Source organism: Streptomyces sp. DG2A-72 (genome assembly GCF_030499575.1).
GTDB lineage: Bacteria > Actinomycetota > Actinomycetes > Streptomycetales > Streptomycetaceae > Streptomyces.
This window is the reverse complement of record NZ_JASTLC010000001.1, coordinates 8,131,012-8,145,670: the sequence shown is the minus strand read 5'-3', so window position 1 is coordinate 8,145,670 and position 14,659 is coordinate 8,131,012. Positions and strand designations below refer to the sequence as shown.

Sequence of the window (14,659 nt, the reverse complement as noted above, 5' to 3'; positions counted from 1 at the left end):
CGGGATTGCCCCCGAATGCCCCAACCAACACCCTTGACAGAGCTGGCCACTTGCGCCACTACTGGTCCTTGCGCACCGAGGTTGACAACGTTGTCCAGTGTGCAGGGAGGGTGCTTGCTCATGCAACGCAGAAGTCGGCACAGATGGGGTTCGGCGGTCGTGATGGCGACCGCCTTCGCTTTGGCGGTGGGCTCGCAGGGGGTGGCGGTCGCGCTGCCGGGCGAGGTGGCCGCCGCCGACCGGGAGTTCGCCTCGTCGTTCGAGGCGGAGGACCCGGCGCCCGACTGGCTGAACACCGTCGACACCGCACCGGACGGCAGCAAGCGTGCCTTCGGTGTCGACGGCGGGTACAGCAGCGGCATTCCGGGCAATGTGACCGACCATGTCACGGACGTCCGGGCCAGCGGGGAGAACACCGGCGCCGGCGAGGTGAAGGAGAACCTCGTCGACGGCGAGCCGAGCAGCAAGTGGCTGACCTTCGCGCCCACCGGCTGGGCGGAGTTCGATCTGGACGCGCCGGTCAAGGTGGTCACCTACGCGCTGACGTCGGCCAACGACCACGACGAACGCAACCCGCTGGACTGGACCCTGAAGGGCTCCACGGACGGCACGAACTGGACGCCCCTGGACACCCGCACCGGCGAGACCTTCGCCGAGCGGTTCCAGACGAAGACGTACGACATCCCGGAAGCCAATGCCGCCGAGTACCGGCACTTCCGGCTCGACGTGACCAGGAACAACGGCGCCTCCGACGCCCTGCAACTCGCCGACGTGCAGTTCTCCGAGGGCGGCGGTGGCGACCCGATCCCGCAGGACATGCTCTCGCTGGTCGACCGCGGCCCGAGCGGCTCGCCGACCGCGAAGGCGGGCGCGGGCTTCACGGGCAAGCGGGCGCTGCGCTACGCCGGGCGGCACACCGCCGACGGGCAGGCGTACTCGTACAACAAGGTCTTCGACGTCAATGTGGCCGTCGGGCGCGATACGCAACTGTCGTACCGGATCTTCCCCTCCATGGCGGACGGCGACCGGGACTACGACGCCACCAACGTTTCCGTCGATCTCGCTTTCACGGACGGGACGTATCTGAGCGATCTCAAGGCGACCGACCAGCACGGGTTCGCGCTGACGCCGCAGGGACAGGGCGCGGCCAAGATCCTCTATGTGAACCAGTGGAACAACGTGGCCTCGCGGATCGGGTCGGTCGCGGCCGGGAAGACCGTGGACCGGATCCTGGTGGCGTACGACTCCCCCACGGGGCCGGCGAAGTTCCGGGGCTGGCTCGATGACGTGGCACTGAAAGCGGCACCGCGGGAGAAGCCGAAGGCGCACCTGTCGGACTATGCGGTGACGACCCGCGGCACCAACTCCAGCGGTGGCTTCTCACGCGGCAACAACTTCCCCGCGACGGCTGTGCCGCACGGGTTCAACTTCTGGACGCCGGTAACCAACGCGGGTTCGCTGAGCTGGCTCTACGACTATGCGCGCGGGAACAACGCCGACAACCTGCCGACGATCCAGGCGTTCAGCGCGAGCCATGAGCCCAGCCCCTGGATGGGCGACCGGCAGACCTTCCAGGTGATGCCGTCCGCCGCGTCCGGCACGCCCGACAACGGCCGTGAGGCACGGGAGCTGGCCTTCCGGCACGAGAACGAGACGGCGCGGCCGTACTACTACGGGGTGCGTTTCGAGAACGGTCTCAAGGCGGAGATGGCGCCGACCGACCATGCGGCGGTCATGCGCTTCACCTATCCCGGCGACGACGCGAGCGTCCTGTTCGACAACGTCACCGACCAGGCGGGCCTGACGCTCGACAAGGAGAACGGCACCTTCACCGGTTACTCCGACGTGAAGTCGGGGCTGTCGACGGGCGCGACCCGGCTGTTCGTCTACGGGGTGTTCGACGCTCCCGCAACGGAGGGGACGTCGAGCGGGGTCAAGGGCCATCTGCGGTTCCAGCCCGGCGAGGACCGGACCGTGACCCTGCGGATCGCCACCTCCCTGATCAGCGTCGACCAGGCGAAGGACAACCTGCGCCAGGAGATCCCGGACGGCACGTCCTTCGACGCCGTGAAGACGAAGGCGCAGCGGCAGTGGGACAGGCTGCTCGGCAAGGTCGAGGTCGAGGGCGCCACACCGGACCAGCTGACCACGCTGTACTCCAGCCTGTACCGGCTGTACCTGTACCCCAACTCCGGCTTCGAGAAGGTCGGTTCGAAGTACCGGTACGCCTCCCCGTTCTCGCCGATGCCGGGCCCGGACACCCCGACGCACACCGGCGCGAAAATCGTGGACGGCAAGGTGTATGTCAACAACGGTTTCTGGGACACGTATCGGACGACCTGGCCGGCCTACTCGCTCCTCACGCCCGGACAGGCGGGTGAGATGGTCGACGGGTTCGTGCAGCAGTACAAGGACGGTGGCTGGACCTCCCGCTGGTCATCGCCCGGGTACGCGGACCTGATGACCGGCACCTCGTCGGACGTGGCCTTCGCGGACGCGTACGTCAAGGGCGTCGGCTTCGACGCGAAGTCGGCGTACGACGCGGCCGTGAAGAACGCCACGGTGGTACCGCCCTCGTCGGGCGTGGGCCGCAAGGGCATGACCACCTCGCCGTTCCTCGGCTACACGAGCACCGAGACGCACGAGGGTCTGTCGTGGGCGCTGGAGGGCTGTCTCAACGACTACGGCATCGCTCGGATGGGCCGGAAGCTTTATGAGAAAACGGGCGAAAAGCGGTACAAGGAGGAGTCGGAGTACTTCCTCAACCGCGCCCAGGACTATGTGAATCTCTTTGATTCCGAAGCCGGTTTCTTCCAGGGCCGCGACGCCAAGGGCGACTGGCGGGTCGAGTCGTCGAAGTACGACCCGAGGGTGTGGGGCCATGACTACACCGAGACCAACGGCTGGGGTTACGCCTTCACGGCCCCGCAGGACTCCCGCGGTCTCGTCAACCTCTACGGCGGCCGCGGCGGCCTCGGGGACAAGCTCGACGAGTACCTCGCCACCCCCGAGACGGCCTCGCCCGAGTTCGTCGGCTCGTACCCCGGTGTCATCCACGAGATGACGGAGGCGCGGGACGTCCGGATGGGCATGTACGGGCACTCCAACCAGGTCGCCCACCACGCCCTCTACATGTACGACGCGGCCGGGCAGCCGTGGAAGACGCAGAAGAACGTCCGTGAGGTGCTGTCCCGCCTCTACGTCGGCAGCGAGATCGGCCAGGGCTACCACGGCGACGAGGACAACGGCGAGCAGTCGGCCTGGTTCCTGTTCTCCGCGCTCGGCTTCTACCCGCTGGTGATGGGCAGCGGCGAATACGCCATCGGCTCCCCGCTGTTCACCAAGGCGACGGTCCATCTGGAGAACGGCCGGGACCTGGTCGTCAAGGCGCCGAAGAACAGCGCGAAGAACGTGTACGTGCACGGGCTGAAGGTCAACGGGCGTATGTGGAAGTCGACTTCGCTGCCGCATTCGCTGATCGCCAAGGGCGGTGTCCTGGAGTTCGACATGGGGCCGAGGCCGTCGGCGTGGGGTTCCGGGAAGAACGCGGCGCCCCCGTCGATCACCCAGGACGACGAGGTGCCGACGCCGCGTGCGGACGTGCTGAAGGGTGAGGGCGCCCTGTTCGACAACACGTCGGCGACCCAGGCGACGGTGACCTCTGTGGACCTGCCGGTCTCCGCGGGCGCGAAGGCCGTCCAGTACACGCTGACCTCGTCGGACCGGACGAAGGCGCCCACCGGCTGGACGCTCCAGGGCTCCTCGGACGGGACGAAGTGGCGCACGCTCGACCAGCGGTCGGGTGAGTCCTTCACCTGGGACAAGCAGACGCGCGCGTTCTCCGTGGGGCGGCCGGGTACGTACGAGAGGTACCGCCTGGTCCTGAACGGCGAGGCGACCGTCTCGGAGGTCGAACTCCTCGCCTGAGCCGAGCAGTCGAGGAATCGAGGAGTTGAGGTCTCGTGCCGCTGCCCGTGCCCGTCCTCGCCGAGGGTGTCGACCCGGCCTGGCTGCCACCGGCCGCCTTCCGGCCGCTCGGCACCCGGCGGACCCTGATCCGCGGATCGGGTCTCCTGGCGGAGACGGTGCACGGCTGAAGTGGCGGACGCCTGCGCCCGGTTCGGAGGTCGCGTGGACCGCGATCCCGGGCCGGGCGCGGGCATGTCGTACGACCTCGTCCTCGAGTTGAGGCCGGGGCTCGGAGACGAGGAGTTCGTCTGCGGGCGCGAGAACGGTTGCACGACCGTTTCCGCGTCCGGGCAGTCCGGGTTGCTGTACGGCCTCTTCCACGTCGTACGGCTCGGCGAGGCCGCCTTCAGCGGCGACCGCGCCCGCGAGGTACACCGTCCGTCCCTCGCGCTGCGCATGCTGGACCACTGGGACAACGTGGCGGTGCACCCGGTGATGGGCCAGGTAGAACGCGGTTACTCCGGTGGGTCGCTGTTCTGGGAGGACGGGCGGGCGCGCGGAGAACTGGAGCGGGTGCGGGCGTACGGCAGGCTGCTCGCGGCCTGCGGGATCAACGCCGTGGCCGTGAGCAACGTCAATGTGCACAGGACCGAGGCGCGTCTGCCGACCGACCGGATCGGTGAAGTCGCCGCTCTGGCCGACGCGTTGCGGCCGTACGGGATCAGGACGCATCTGTCGGTGACCTTCGCCGCGCCGATCGTGCTCGGGGGTCTGGAGACGGCCGATCCGCTGGACGCGCGGGTACGGGAGTGGTGACCGGGACGACGTCGACGTCAGCGCCGGCCTCGCGGGTGGCCCGGTACTAGGCGTGGACCACCTCCTGGTACCGGACCAGACGCGAAGGGCCGTCGGAGACCTCCAGGGCCCACCAGCTGTCCCAGTCGAAGAGGAGGGCGGTGCGGGCGAGGGTTCGGGCGCCGAGAGTCGCGTCGCCCAGGAGTCCCAACTCCCTTCCCAGTTCGGCCACTTCGCGGAAGACGCGGGTGTCGTCGCGGCCCGCGTGGCCGATGACCGCGCCGTGGTACTTCTCGCAGGCTCCGCGTGAGGCGCGCATCTGGAAGTACAGGGCGGCGTCGGCGCCGTGGGCGATGGCCTGGAAGGTGGCGAGGCGCAGTTCGCCGGGGCGGCGGAGCGGGTTGACGTCGCGGCAGGCGGTGGTGGACGGGGTCTGCTCCATGAGCCAGAAGGGGGCGCCGTCCTCGAGGCCGCGCATCAGGTCGTGGGCGAGGGCGGGCCAGGGGCCAGGGCGACCAGTACGGCAACGGCGGCGACACCCCCGACCCGCACGCCACCGCACCGGGCGGCCCCGGCCCTGCGGTGCGCGGCCTGCTCGACCCCCACGACTACCACTACCGGCGTCTCATCACCGACGCCGTACGTGCCGTCGCCGCCGTCCGCGCCCTGCCCGGCGATGGGGGAGGCTCACGGATCACGGCCGTCGGCAACAGCCAGGGCGGCGGGCTTGCCCTGGCCGTCGCCGGACTCGTCCCGGACCTGACGGCGGCCCTGATCACCGCACCACTCCTGTGCGGCATCCGGCGCGCACTGGACCTCACGGACGCGGGCCCGTACGGCGAGATCGTCGCGTACCTCACCGTCCACCGCGGCGCCGAACAGGCCGCGTACCGCACGCTCTCCTACATGGAGGGCATCTCCTTCGCCCGCCGCGCGGTGCGTACGCCGCCTGGAACCGTTACGCGGAGCTACCCGTTCAACGGCCACGAGGGCGGCGAGGCGTTTCACGTACGGGGCCAACTGGCGTCGCTCCGGGATCTGTTGAGCTGACCACTTGCGCCAAGCGTTTACAAGTGGGCAATACAGCGCTAACTTGCCCCACAGCGGCGGATGGGAGCGCTCCCACATTCGGTGGACCGGAACCCGCCCAGGACTGCTCCCATCCCCCGCATCCATGTGCGCACGTTCCTCACGACCGCCGAGCGAAGGGACGTAGAACTGTCATGGCCCTGACAACATCATCTTCACCTCCCCGCCCCAGACCCCGATTACCGCTCCCGACCCGCCGAGGAGCCCTTCTCCTCGTCCTGCTGTCCCTGCTCACGACGATCCCGGCCCTCGGCCTGATCGTCACGGCCGGCGGCGATGCGGAGGCCCACGGCACCCCCATGAAGCCCGGCAGCCGCACCTTCCTGTGCTGGCAGGACGGGCTGACCGACACCGGTGAGATCAAGCCTGTGAACCCGGCCTGCAAGACGGCACAACAGGTAAGCGGTACCACGCCGTTCTACAACTGGTTCTCCGTGCTGCGCTCGGACGGTGCCGGCCGCACCCACGGCTTTGTGCCGGACGGCGAGCTGTGCAGCGGCGGAAACACCAACTTCACCGGTTTCAACACTCCCAGTGCCAACTGGCCGTTGACCCATCTGACCTCGGGCGCGACCGTCGACTTCTCGTACAACGCCTGGGCCGCGCACCCGGGTTGGTTCTACGTCTACATCACCAAGGACGGCTTCGATCCCACCACGACGCTCACCTGGGACGACATGGAGGAGCGGCCGTTCCTGAGCGTCGACCACCCGCCGCTGAACGGTTCGCCGGGCACGGTCGAGGCCAACTACTCCTGGTCCGGGCAGCTCCCGGAGGGCAAGTCGGGGCGGCACATCATCTACATGGTGTGGCAGCGCTCGGACAGCGCGGAGACCTTCTACTCCTGCTCCGACGTCGTCTTCGACGGCGGGAACGGCGAGGTGACCGGTATCAAGCAGCCCGGCAACCCGACCGAACCGGTGCCGGGCACCTGCACGGCCACGCGGAAGACGACCGGCAGCTGGAACGGTGGCTACCAATCCGAGGTGACCGTCACCAACTCCGGCAATGTCCCGATGCTCGGCTGGATGGTCGACTGGACGCTGCCGGGCGGCCAGAAGGTCGACAGTCTGTGGAGCGGCAACCCGACATACAACGGGCAGAACGTGATGGTCCACAACGCCGGCTGGAACGGATCACTGGATCCGGGCGAAAGCACGACGTTCGGCTACGTCGTCAACGGTTCCGGCGGTGATACGGCGGCGACCTTGCCCTGCCGGGTCGGCTGAGCGGCCGTCCGCGTCGTCCGTAGAAACGCAGAAACGCAGAAACGCAGAAACTCAGAAAAGGGCCTCCCGCGTCGTCCACGCGGGAGGCCCTCCCGCCGATGTCACAAAACGCTCCGGCCGGCTCGTCCCACGTAGAGAGACAGGCTTTGGCGCGGGAAGGTGATGATCATGCGGGTGTTCGTGGCGGGCGGGAGCGGAGCCCTGGGGCGGCGGCTGGTGCCGCAGCTGGTGGCCCGGGGCCACCAGGTGACGGCTACCACGACGAGCGCGGCCAAGCTGGGCATGCTGGCGGAGCTGGGCGCGCAGGGCGTCGTGATGGACGGGCTGGACGGGGTGTCGGTCCGGGAAGCGGTGGCCCAGGCGCGGCCGGACGCGATCATGCACCAGATGACCGCGCTCGGCACCGGCAAGCCCGACATGCGGCACCCGGACCGGTTCTTCGCCCCGACCAACCGGCTGCGCGTCGAGGGTACGGACCATCTGCTGGCCGCCGCCGAGGCGACCGGCGTGCCCCATGTGCTCGTGCAGAGCTTCGCGCAGAGTTACGGGCCCCGTGCGGGGCTGCTGACCGAGGAGGACCCGATCGACCCGGGCACGGTGCCGACCGTGCGCAGACTCTCGGCGGGTGTCCTGCACATCCAGGATGTGGTGCCCAAGGCCGGCGGCACGGTCCTGCGCTACGGCGGGTTCTACGGGCCGGGCGCGAGCGACGACGTGGTCGAGATGGTGCGCAAGCGGAAGTTCCCGCTCGTGGGGGACGGCAGCGGCTGGAACTCCTGGGTGCATCTCGACGACGCGGCGAGCGCCACCGTCCTGGCCATGGAGCAGCGGGCGAGGGGCGTGTTCAACATCGTCGACGACGAGCCCGCCCAGGTCCTGGACTGGCTGCCGTACCTGGCCGCGTGCGCGGGGGCGAAGCGGCCGATGCGGGTGCCCAAGTGGCTCGCCAGGCTGCTGGCCGGGGAGTTCGCGGTGGCTCTGATGACCGAGGGCCACGGTTTCTCCAACGCCAGGGCCAGGCGGGAGCTCGGCTGGGAGCTGCGCTACCCGTCGTGGCGGCTGGGCTTCAAGGAGGAGCTGGCCTGAGCCGGTGCGCGAAGGGCCGCACCCCCGTCACCAGGGATGCGGCCCGACTGCCGTACGAGATCCGTTACTTGACCGGTTTCCCGATCGGTTACTTGCGGATCAGGCTGCGCAGCACGTACTGCATGATGCCGCCGTTGCGGTAGTAGTCGGCCTCACCGGGGGTGTCGATGCGGACGACCGCGTCGAACTCGACACCGGTGTCGGTGGTGACCTTGACCGTGCGCGGGGTGGTGCCGTTGTTGAGCTCCTCGACGCCGGTGAAGTCGAAGGTCTCCTCGCCGGTCAGGCCGAGGGACTCGGCGGACGCACCCTCCGGGAACTGCAGCGGAAGGACGCCCATGCCGATGAGGTTGGAGCGGTGGATGCGCTCGTACGACTCGGCGATGACGGCCTTGACGCCGAGCAGCGCGGTGCCCTTGGCGGCCCAGTCGCGGGACGAGCCGGAACCGTATTCCTTGCCGGCCAGGACGACCAGCGGGATGCCCTGCTCGATGTAGTTGCGCGAGGCGTCGTAGATGAACGACACCGGCGCGCCCTCGACGGTGAAGTCGCGGGTGTAGCCGCCTTCCGTGCCCGGCGCGATCTGGTTGCGCAGGCGGATGTTGGCGAACGTGCCGCGGATCATGACCTCGTGGTTGCCTCGGCGGGAGCCGTAGCTGTTGAAGTCGCGGCGCTCCACACCGTGCTCGGTGAGGTACTTGCCGGCCGGTGTGTCGGCCTTGATCGCACCGGCGGGCGAGATGTGGTCGGTGGTGACCGAGTCGCCCAGCTTGGCCAGGACCCGGGCGCCGGTGATGTCGGAGACCGGGGTGGTCTCCATCGTCATGCCCTCGAAGTACGGGGGCTTGCGGACGTACGTCGACTGCGGGTCCCACTCGAAGGTGTTGCCGGTCGGGATCGGCAGCGCCTGCCACTGGGCGTCGCCGGCGAAGACGTCGGCGTAGGACTTGTTGAACATGTCCTCGCCGATGGCATTCGCCACGACGTCGTTGACCTCGGCCTCGGTCGGCCAGATGTCGGACAGGTAGACCGGCTTGCCCTCCTGGTCCGTGCCGAGCGCGTCCTTGGTGATGTCCACCTTCATGGAGCCCGCGAGGGCGTACGCGACGACCAGCGGCGGGGACGCCAGGTAGTTCATCTTGACGTCGGGGTTGATACGGCCCTCGAAGTTCCGGTTGCCGGAGAGGACCGAGGTGACCGCGAGGTCGTGGTCGTTGACGGCCTTGGAGACCTCCTCCGGCAGCGGGCCGGAGTTGCCGATGCAGGTGGTGCAGCCGTAACCGACCAGGTTGAAGCCGACCTTGTCGAGGTACGGGGTGAGGCCCGCCTTGTCGAAGTAGTCGGTGACGACCTTCGAACCCGGCGCGAGGGTGGTCTTGACCCACGGCTTGCGGGTCAGGCCCTTCTCGACCGCCTTCTTGGCCACCAGCGCGGCGGCGACCATGACGTACGGGTTGGAGGTGTTGGTGCAGGAGGTGATGGCCGCGACGGTGACCGCGCCGTGGTCGATCTCGTACGTCGAGCCGTCGGGGGCGGTCACGGTGACCGGGTTGGACGGGGCGCCGTTCGGGGCGACGGCCGGGGAGTCGGAGGCCGGGAAGGACTCCTGGCCCGCCTCGTCCACGGAGTCGACGTAGTTGCGTACGTCCGTCTTGAACTGCTCGGCGGCGTTCGCGAGGACGATGCGGTCCTGCGGACGCTTCGGGCCGGCGATGGAGGGGACGACCGTGGAGAGGTCGAGCTCCAGCTTCTCGGAGAAGTCCGGCTCGGCGGCCGGGTCCAGCCAGAGGCCCTGCTCCTTGGCGTACGCCTCGACCAGCGCGAGCTGCTGCTCGGAGCGGCCGGTGAGCTTCAGGTACTTGATGGTCTCGTCGTCGATCGGGAAGATCGCGGCGGTGGAGCCGAACTCCGGCGACATGTTGCCGATGGTGGCGCGGTTGGCGAGGCTCGTGGCCGCCACGCCCTCGCCGTAGAACTCGACGAACTTGCCGACGACGCCGTGCTTGCGGAGCATCTCGGTGATGGTCAGCACGAGGTCGGTGGCGGTGGTGCCGGGCGTGAGCTCACCGGTGAGCTTGAAGCCGACGACGCGCGGGATGAGCATGGAGACCGGCTGGCCGAGCATGGCGGCCTCGGCCTCGATGCCGCCGACGCCCCAGCCCAGCACACCGAGGCCGTTGACCATGGTGGTGTGCGAGTCGGTGCCGACCAGGGTGTCGGGGTAGGCCTGGCCGTTACGCACCATGACGGTCCGAGCGAGGTGCTCGATGTTGACCTGGTGGACGATGCCGGTGCCCGGCGGGACGACCTTGAAGTCGTCGAAGGCGGTCTGACCCCAGCGCAGGAACTGGTAGCGCTCGCGGTTGCGGCCGTACTCCAGCTCGACGTTCTGCGCGAAGGCCTCGTTGGTGCCGAACTTGTCGGCGATGACGGAGTGGTCGATGACCAGCTCGGCCGGGGAGAGCGGGTTGACCTTCGCCGGGTCGCCGCCGAGCGCCTTGACGGCCTCACGCATGGTGGCGAGGTCCACGACACAGGGCACGCCGGTGAAGTCCTGCATGATCACGCGGGCCGGCGTGAACTGGATCTCCTGCGACGGCTGGGCCTGCGAGTCCCAGCCGCCGAGGGCGCGGATGTGGTCGGCGGTGATGTTCGCGCCGTCCTCGGTGCGGAGGAGGTTCTCCAGCAGCACCTTCAGGCTGTACGGAAGGCGGGCCGAGCCTTCCACCTTGTCCAGCCGGAAGATCTCGTACGACTCGTCGCCCACCTGCAGCGTGCTGCGGGCGTCGAAGCTGTTCGCCGACACGACAGTCTCCTTCTTTGATGTGCGCGTTCCCACCGCATCCTGCCGCCACGACGTCTTGGCCGATCCGCTAAGGTAAGGCTAAGTTAGGTAACCCTTAGTGCCAGACCGATGAGGGCGTGCGGCTGCGGTACGCCTCGGCAGATATCTCGATGTCGAGATAACTCTAGTACATGAGGGCGGGATGGTCATGCCCAGGCCTCCTGTCCCGCCTCACTCGATCGAGTCGTTTCGCAACGAACCGAGTCGTTCGGGTCTCTGTCTCAGCGAACTCAGGCGTTCTGTGCCGGGACGCTCGCTCCCCCTTGTGCGAGCGGTAACCCCTAGGTCGTGTCCCCGACCTCTTTCCGGGACGTTCCCGATGGTGTGGGGGTGGGGCACTTGGTCAGCTGTTCTCATGAGCCGTCAACAGTCCTCTCGTGGACTCCCCATCGCCCTTGCCGTCGCAGCCGTCGCCCTGGCAACGCTCACCGCTACCACCGCCGCACCGGCCGGGCCACCCCACCATGCTCCGCCCCGGTTACACCCGAACGTCCAGGCCGCGCACGCGAAGACCCAGGCCGTACTGAACGAGATCGTCGCGCAAGGCACCCCCGGCGTCATCGCCCAGGTACGAGACGCGCGCGGTGTGTGGGATGGCCGGGCCGGTGTCGGTGACCTGGTCGCCGAGCGGCCGAGGAGCACCAGCGAGAAGTTCCGTATCGCCAGCGTGACCAAGACCTTCACCGCCACGGTGCTGCTCGGGCTCGAAGCCGAGGGCAGGATTTCGCTGGACGACAGCGTGGAGGAGTGGCTGCCCGGGGTGGTGCGCGGCAAGGGCTACCGGCCCGGGAACATCACCGTGCGGCACCTGCTCAACCACACGAGCGGCATCTTCGACTACAACATGGACGACGGCTTCCGCTCCCTGTACGCGGGGGACGAGTTCGACCGGAACCGCCACACCAGATGGACCCCCGAAGAGTTGGTGGACATCGCGCTCGCCCACCCGCCCAACTTCCAGCCGGAGCAGGGCAGCAGGCCCGGCAGGCCAGGAAGGTGGGACTATTCCGACACCAACTACGTCGTCGCCGGCATGGTTGTCGAGAAGGCCACCGGCGGCACCTACGCGCAGGCGGTCGAGCGTCTTGTCATCCGGCCGCTCGGCCTGCGCGGCACGAGTGTGCCGGGCACCTCGCCCCAACTGCCCGCACCACACGCGAGGCACTACTCCACGCTGTTCGAGGACGGGCCGGAGGCGAAAGTGCGCGACGTCACCGAGTTCAGCCCCACCGTCGCCTTCTCCGCCGGGCAGATGATCTCGACCGTCGGAGACGTGAACGCCTTCCTGTCCAAGCTGCTGGCCGGTGAGCTGCTGCCGCCCGCCCAGCAGCGGCAGCTGCTCGACGCGGTCCACGTCGACGGGGACAAGGGACACGGTGGTCCACAGGACCGCTACGGCCTCGGCATACGGCACTTCAAGCTCAAGGAGGGCTGCTGGGCCTGGGGCCACGGCGGCATGATCCCCGGCTCCGCGACCCGAACGCTCGCCTCGGCGGACGGCCGGCGCGTCATGACCATGAACCGCAACGGCGACTGGGGCGAGCAGCGACTGGAGGACGCGGCCGTCGAGACCGAGTTCTGCGAGCTCTGACAGCGCCTGTCCAACAGTGCAGATGAACCCACCTCTACGAGATAACCCGGGCCGACAGTCGTATCCCGGGCCGCCTGCCCCGCGACATCTGCCCGCGCTCCGCGGCCGCCCGTCTCACGCAATCCAGTCCTTGCAGGTCAGCACAGCCGCAGACGACCGACTCCAAAGATCTGGTCCCCGTCTCAGGTGACCTGGTCCGTTTCGCTTGTGGTCTCAGCTGATCTGGTTCGCGGACTGTCCCGTCTCACCCCGTCGAGCCTTCTCAGCGAGCGCGTTCGGGTACCGGATGGCTGGACCGGCTGGAATGGATCCTGACCCGCCAGATCGGGTGTACGGACAAGTTATTGAGAATCGAGACAGGAGCGTGGCCTTTCGGTGGGTGAGGGCGGGGACGCTTGAGAGAGGTCCATCGAGGGGCGTTGCGGCGATCTTGGACCGGCCCGTAGGGTGCTTCGATGCCTTTGCTGAACCTGCGTCATGCGGCCCGTGCGATCGTTCTGGATGGGGAGGACCGCATCCTGCTGTGCAGGTTCGTGCTTCCGGAGAGGGTGGTTTGGGCAACTCCCGGAGGAGGGATCGAGGCTGGCGAGTCACCTCAGGAGGCGCTGCGCCGCGAGCTGCGTGAGGAGATCGGGCTCGTGATTGACGGGACGCCGCCGCACGTGTGGCATCGGAAAGTCGTCGGTCCCGGCTATGTGAGCGGGTATGACGGCGCGATTGAGGACTACTTCCTCGTCCGCACTGCTGCCTTCCGACCGGACGGAGCGTTGTCGAGTGACGAGTTGGCCGCTGAAAACATCACGGGTTTCCGCTGGTGGCAGCTGTCAGAGATCGCCGACTACCAAGGGTCGGACCTCTTTGGGCCGCGTGATCTTGCGGGTCCACTAACCCGACTGATCAAGGACGGAGTCCCCGATCAGCCACTGGAGCTTGGGCTGTAAGTCTCGTCGTTCGTTGGTGACTGCACTGGTGTCAGCGGTGAGGCCGTTCGGCGCGGCTGGTTGAATTTCGTCGGGCGTCATTCGGCGTCTTCTTGCGCTGGGCGGGACACGGTGTCCATCAGCTGGGTCAAAGGAATGAAGCTGTCCGTGGTGCCGAGTTCCCTGGGTGTGGGACCAGCTGGCGTGGGGGTGTCGGCGAGACGCTCGGCCAGGGCAGTGACCGCTTCGCGGTCTCCTTCAAGGGCTTCGCGTTCGTCGTCGGTCAGGTCGAGCCGTTCGAGCATCTGGTTGATGCCGTCCTTGACGGCCAGGAGTTGGCCCTGCGCGGACGGCTTGGGGACGTAGAACGGACAGCGCGCGCAGGCCATTCGGTGGGGGCATTTGGCGAAGAAGTCGTAGCTGCAGTAGCCCTCGCCCAGGTCGTAGTACTTCCAGGGCTGTTCGCCGCCTGCGGCGGCTCCGGTGAGGATGGACTCGCGGTCGGTGAGGACCTGGATGGTGCGGACGTTGCGGGCGAAGTAGTCGGCCTTTTTGTAGGCGGCGGTGAGGGTGCGCTGCAGGATCGCTAATGGTGTGCTCGGGTGTTGGAACTCTCGGAATACCCTCGTGATCAGAGGGGATCGAGGAGCATCAGGACCTCGTCCCGGGTGTCGTCGGGCGCGAGGCGGAGGGCCCCGGGCCAGCGACCGACCTCACGCCACCCGAGTCGGCTGTAGAAGTCCTCCAGCCCTTCTTCTCCTCGGGCTGCGAGATGGAGCTGTTCGAGCCCCAAGTCGTTGCGGGCGATCTTCCGTAGTTCGCGCATGAGTGCGGAGCCGACACCACGGCTGCGGAATTCGGGGTGGGTCTGCAGGTGGTGGACCGTGCCCCAGTGCCCGACGAGTCGATAGGGATCGCGGTTGAGGATGACCCATCCGGCAAGAACGTCGTCGAATCTGGCGGTGATGAGTCGGCTGTGTTGCGGGTGGAGACGGCTGAGGAGCTTGTCGGTGGCGGGCGCGACGTCATCGTCTTGGACCGGCGGGAAGGGGAATCCGGCGGCGCCACCCGAGTTGGTGACCGCGATCCAGCAGTCGATCAGCTGGCGTCGGAGTTCGGGTGTGATTGCGCGGGCATCGGTGATCTGGACAAGGTCTGGCATGCTTGCGTGCGTCATGAGAAGCAGCATGTCAGC

At 68.0% G+C, this 14,659-nt stretch carries 8 protein-coding genes and 3 pseudogenes; 7 read left to right on the top strand and 4 right to left on the bottom strand.

The window, feature by feature from the left end; all coding sequences use genetic code 11:
* The first annotated feature begins 120 nt into the window (after positions 1-120).
* Positions 121-3,927, top strand: a complete 3,807-nt coding sequence (locus QQY66_RS38685) for a GH92 family glycosyl hydrolase (RefSeq protein WP_301985035.1) — start codon at positions 121-123, stop codon at positions 3,925-3,927.
* A 35-nt stretch (positions 3,928-3,962) separates the two neighbouring features.
* Positions 3,963-4,716 (top strand): annotated as a pseudogene (locus QQY66_RS38680) (alpha-glucuronidase); the annotation flags it as partial.
* Positions 4,717-4,774: 58 nt separating this feature from the next.
* Here QQY66_RS38680 and QQY66_RS38675 read toward each other — a convergent pair.
* Positions 4,775-5,203: pseudogene (locus QQY66_RS38675) on the bottom strand (beta-galactosidase); the annotation flags it as partial.
* A gap of 2 nt (positions 5,204-5,205) precedes the next feature.
* On the opposite strand from QQY66_RS38675, the pseudogene QQY66_RS38670 reads away from it, so the two are divergent.
* The 3 genes and pseudogenes from QQY66_RS38670 to QQY66_RS38660 all read left to right on the top strand — a co-directional run.
* A pseudogene (locus QQY66_RS38670) lies at positions 5,206-5,754 on the top strand (acetylxylan esterase); the annotation flags it as partial.
* A gap of 173 nt (positions 5,755-5,927) precedes the next feature.
* Positions 5,928-7,022 carry a lytic polysaccharide monooxygenase gene (locus tag QQY66_RS38665; protein ID WP_301985034.1) on the top strand — a complete coding sequence of 365 codons (1,095 nt, stop codon included), beginning with the start codon at positions 5,928-5,930 and terminating at the stop codon, positions 7,020-7,022.
* Between the two features lie 168 nt (positions 7,023-7,190).
* Positions 7,191-8,108: an NAD(P)-dependent oxidoreductase gene (locus QQY66_RS38660; RefSeq protein ID WP_301985033.1), complete on the top strand. Its 918-nt coding sequence runs from the start codon at positions 7,191-7,193 to the stop codon at positions 8,106-8,108.
* A gap of 88 nt (positions 8,109-8,196) precedes the next feature.
* On the opposite strand, the gene acnA is transcribed toward QQY66_RS38660, so the two are convergent.
* Positions 8,197-10,914, bottom strand: a complete 2,718-nt coding sequence (acnA, locus tag QQY66_RS38655; protein WP_301985032.1) for an aconitate hydratase AcnA — start codon at positions 10,912-10,914, stop codon at positions 8,197-8,199.
* Positions 10,915-11,308: 394 nt separating this feature from the next.
* Here acnA and QQY66_RS38650 point away from each other — a divergent pair, with 394 nt between their 5' ends.
* Together QQY66_RS38650 and QQY66_RS38645 are read left to right on the top strand one after the other, a co-directional pair.
* Complete coding sequence (locus QQY66_RS38650) at positions 11,309-12,544, top strand: serine hydrolase (protein ID WP_301985031.1); 1,236 nt, start codon at positions 11,309-11,311, stop codon at positions 12,542-12,544.
* A gap of 455 nt (positions 12,545-12,999) precedes the next feature.
* A complete protein-coding gene (locus QQY66_RS38645) occupies positions 13,000-13,485 on the top strand; it encodes an NUDIX hydrolase (RefSeq protein WP_301985030.1) in 486 nt (161 codons plus the stop codon).
* 77 nt (positions 13,486-13,562) lie between these two features.
* Here QQY66_RS38645 and QQY66_RS38640 read toward each other — a convergent pair whose 3' ends face one another.
* The gene (locus QQY66_RS38640) at positions 13,563-13,853 is read right to left on the bottom strand and encodes a hypothetical protein (RefSeq protein ID WP_301985029.1); all 291 of its coding nucleotides are present in this window, start codon (positions 13,851-13,853) and stop codon (positions 13,563-13,565) included.
* Between the two features lie 242 nt (positions 13,854-14,095).
* Complete coding sequence (locus tag QQY66_RS38635; protein WP_301985028.1) at positions 14,096-14,626, bottom strand: GNAT family N-acetyltransferase; 531 nt, start codon at positions 14,624-14,626, stop codon at positions 14,096-14,098.
* Positions 14,627-14,659: the final 33 nt, after the last annotated feature.

What these genes read in the sequence shown, in the direction of transcription:
- QQY66_RS38685 (WP_301985035.1), top strand. Translation starts at nt 121, where the DNA reads ATGCAACGCAGAAGTCGGCACAGATGGGGTTCGGCGGTCGTGATGGCG.
- QQY66_RS38665 (WP_301985034.1), top strand. Translation starts at nt 5,928, where the DNA reads ATGGCCCTGACAACATCATCTTCACCTCCCCGCCCCAGACCCCGATTA.
- QQY66_RS38660 (WP_301985033.1), top strand. Translation starts at nt 7,191, where the DNA reads ATGCGGGTGTTCGTGGCGGGCGGGAGCGGAGCCCTGGGGCGGCGGCTG.
- QQY66_RS38650 (WP_301985031.1), top strand. Translation starts at nt 11,309, where the DNA reads ATGAGCCGTCAACAGTCCTCTCGTGGACTCCCCATCGCCCTTGCCGTC.
- QQY66_RS38645 (WP_301985030.1), top strand. Translation starts at nt 13,000, where the DNA reads ATGCCTTTGCTGAACCTGCGTCATGCGGCCCGTGCGATCGTTCTGGAT.
- QQY66_RS38640 (WP_301985029.1), bottom strand. Translation starts at nt 13,853, where the DNA reads ATGGCCTGCGCGCGCTGTCCGTTCTACGTCCCCAAGCCGTCCGCGCAG.
- QQY66_RS38635 (WP_301985028.1), bottom strand. Translation starts at nt 14,626, where the DNA reads ATGCCAGACCTTGTCCAGATCACCGATGCCCGCGCAATCACACCCGAA.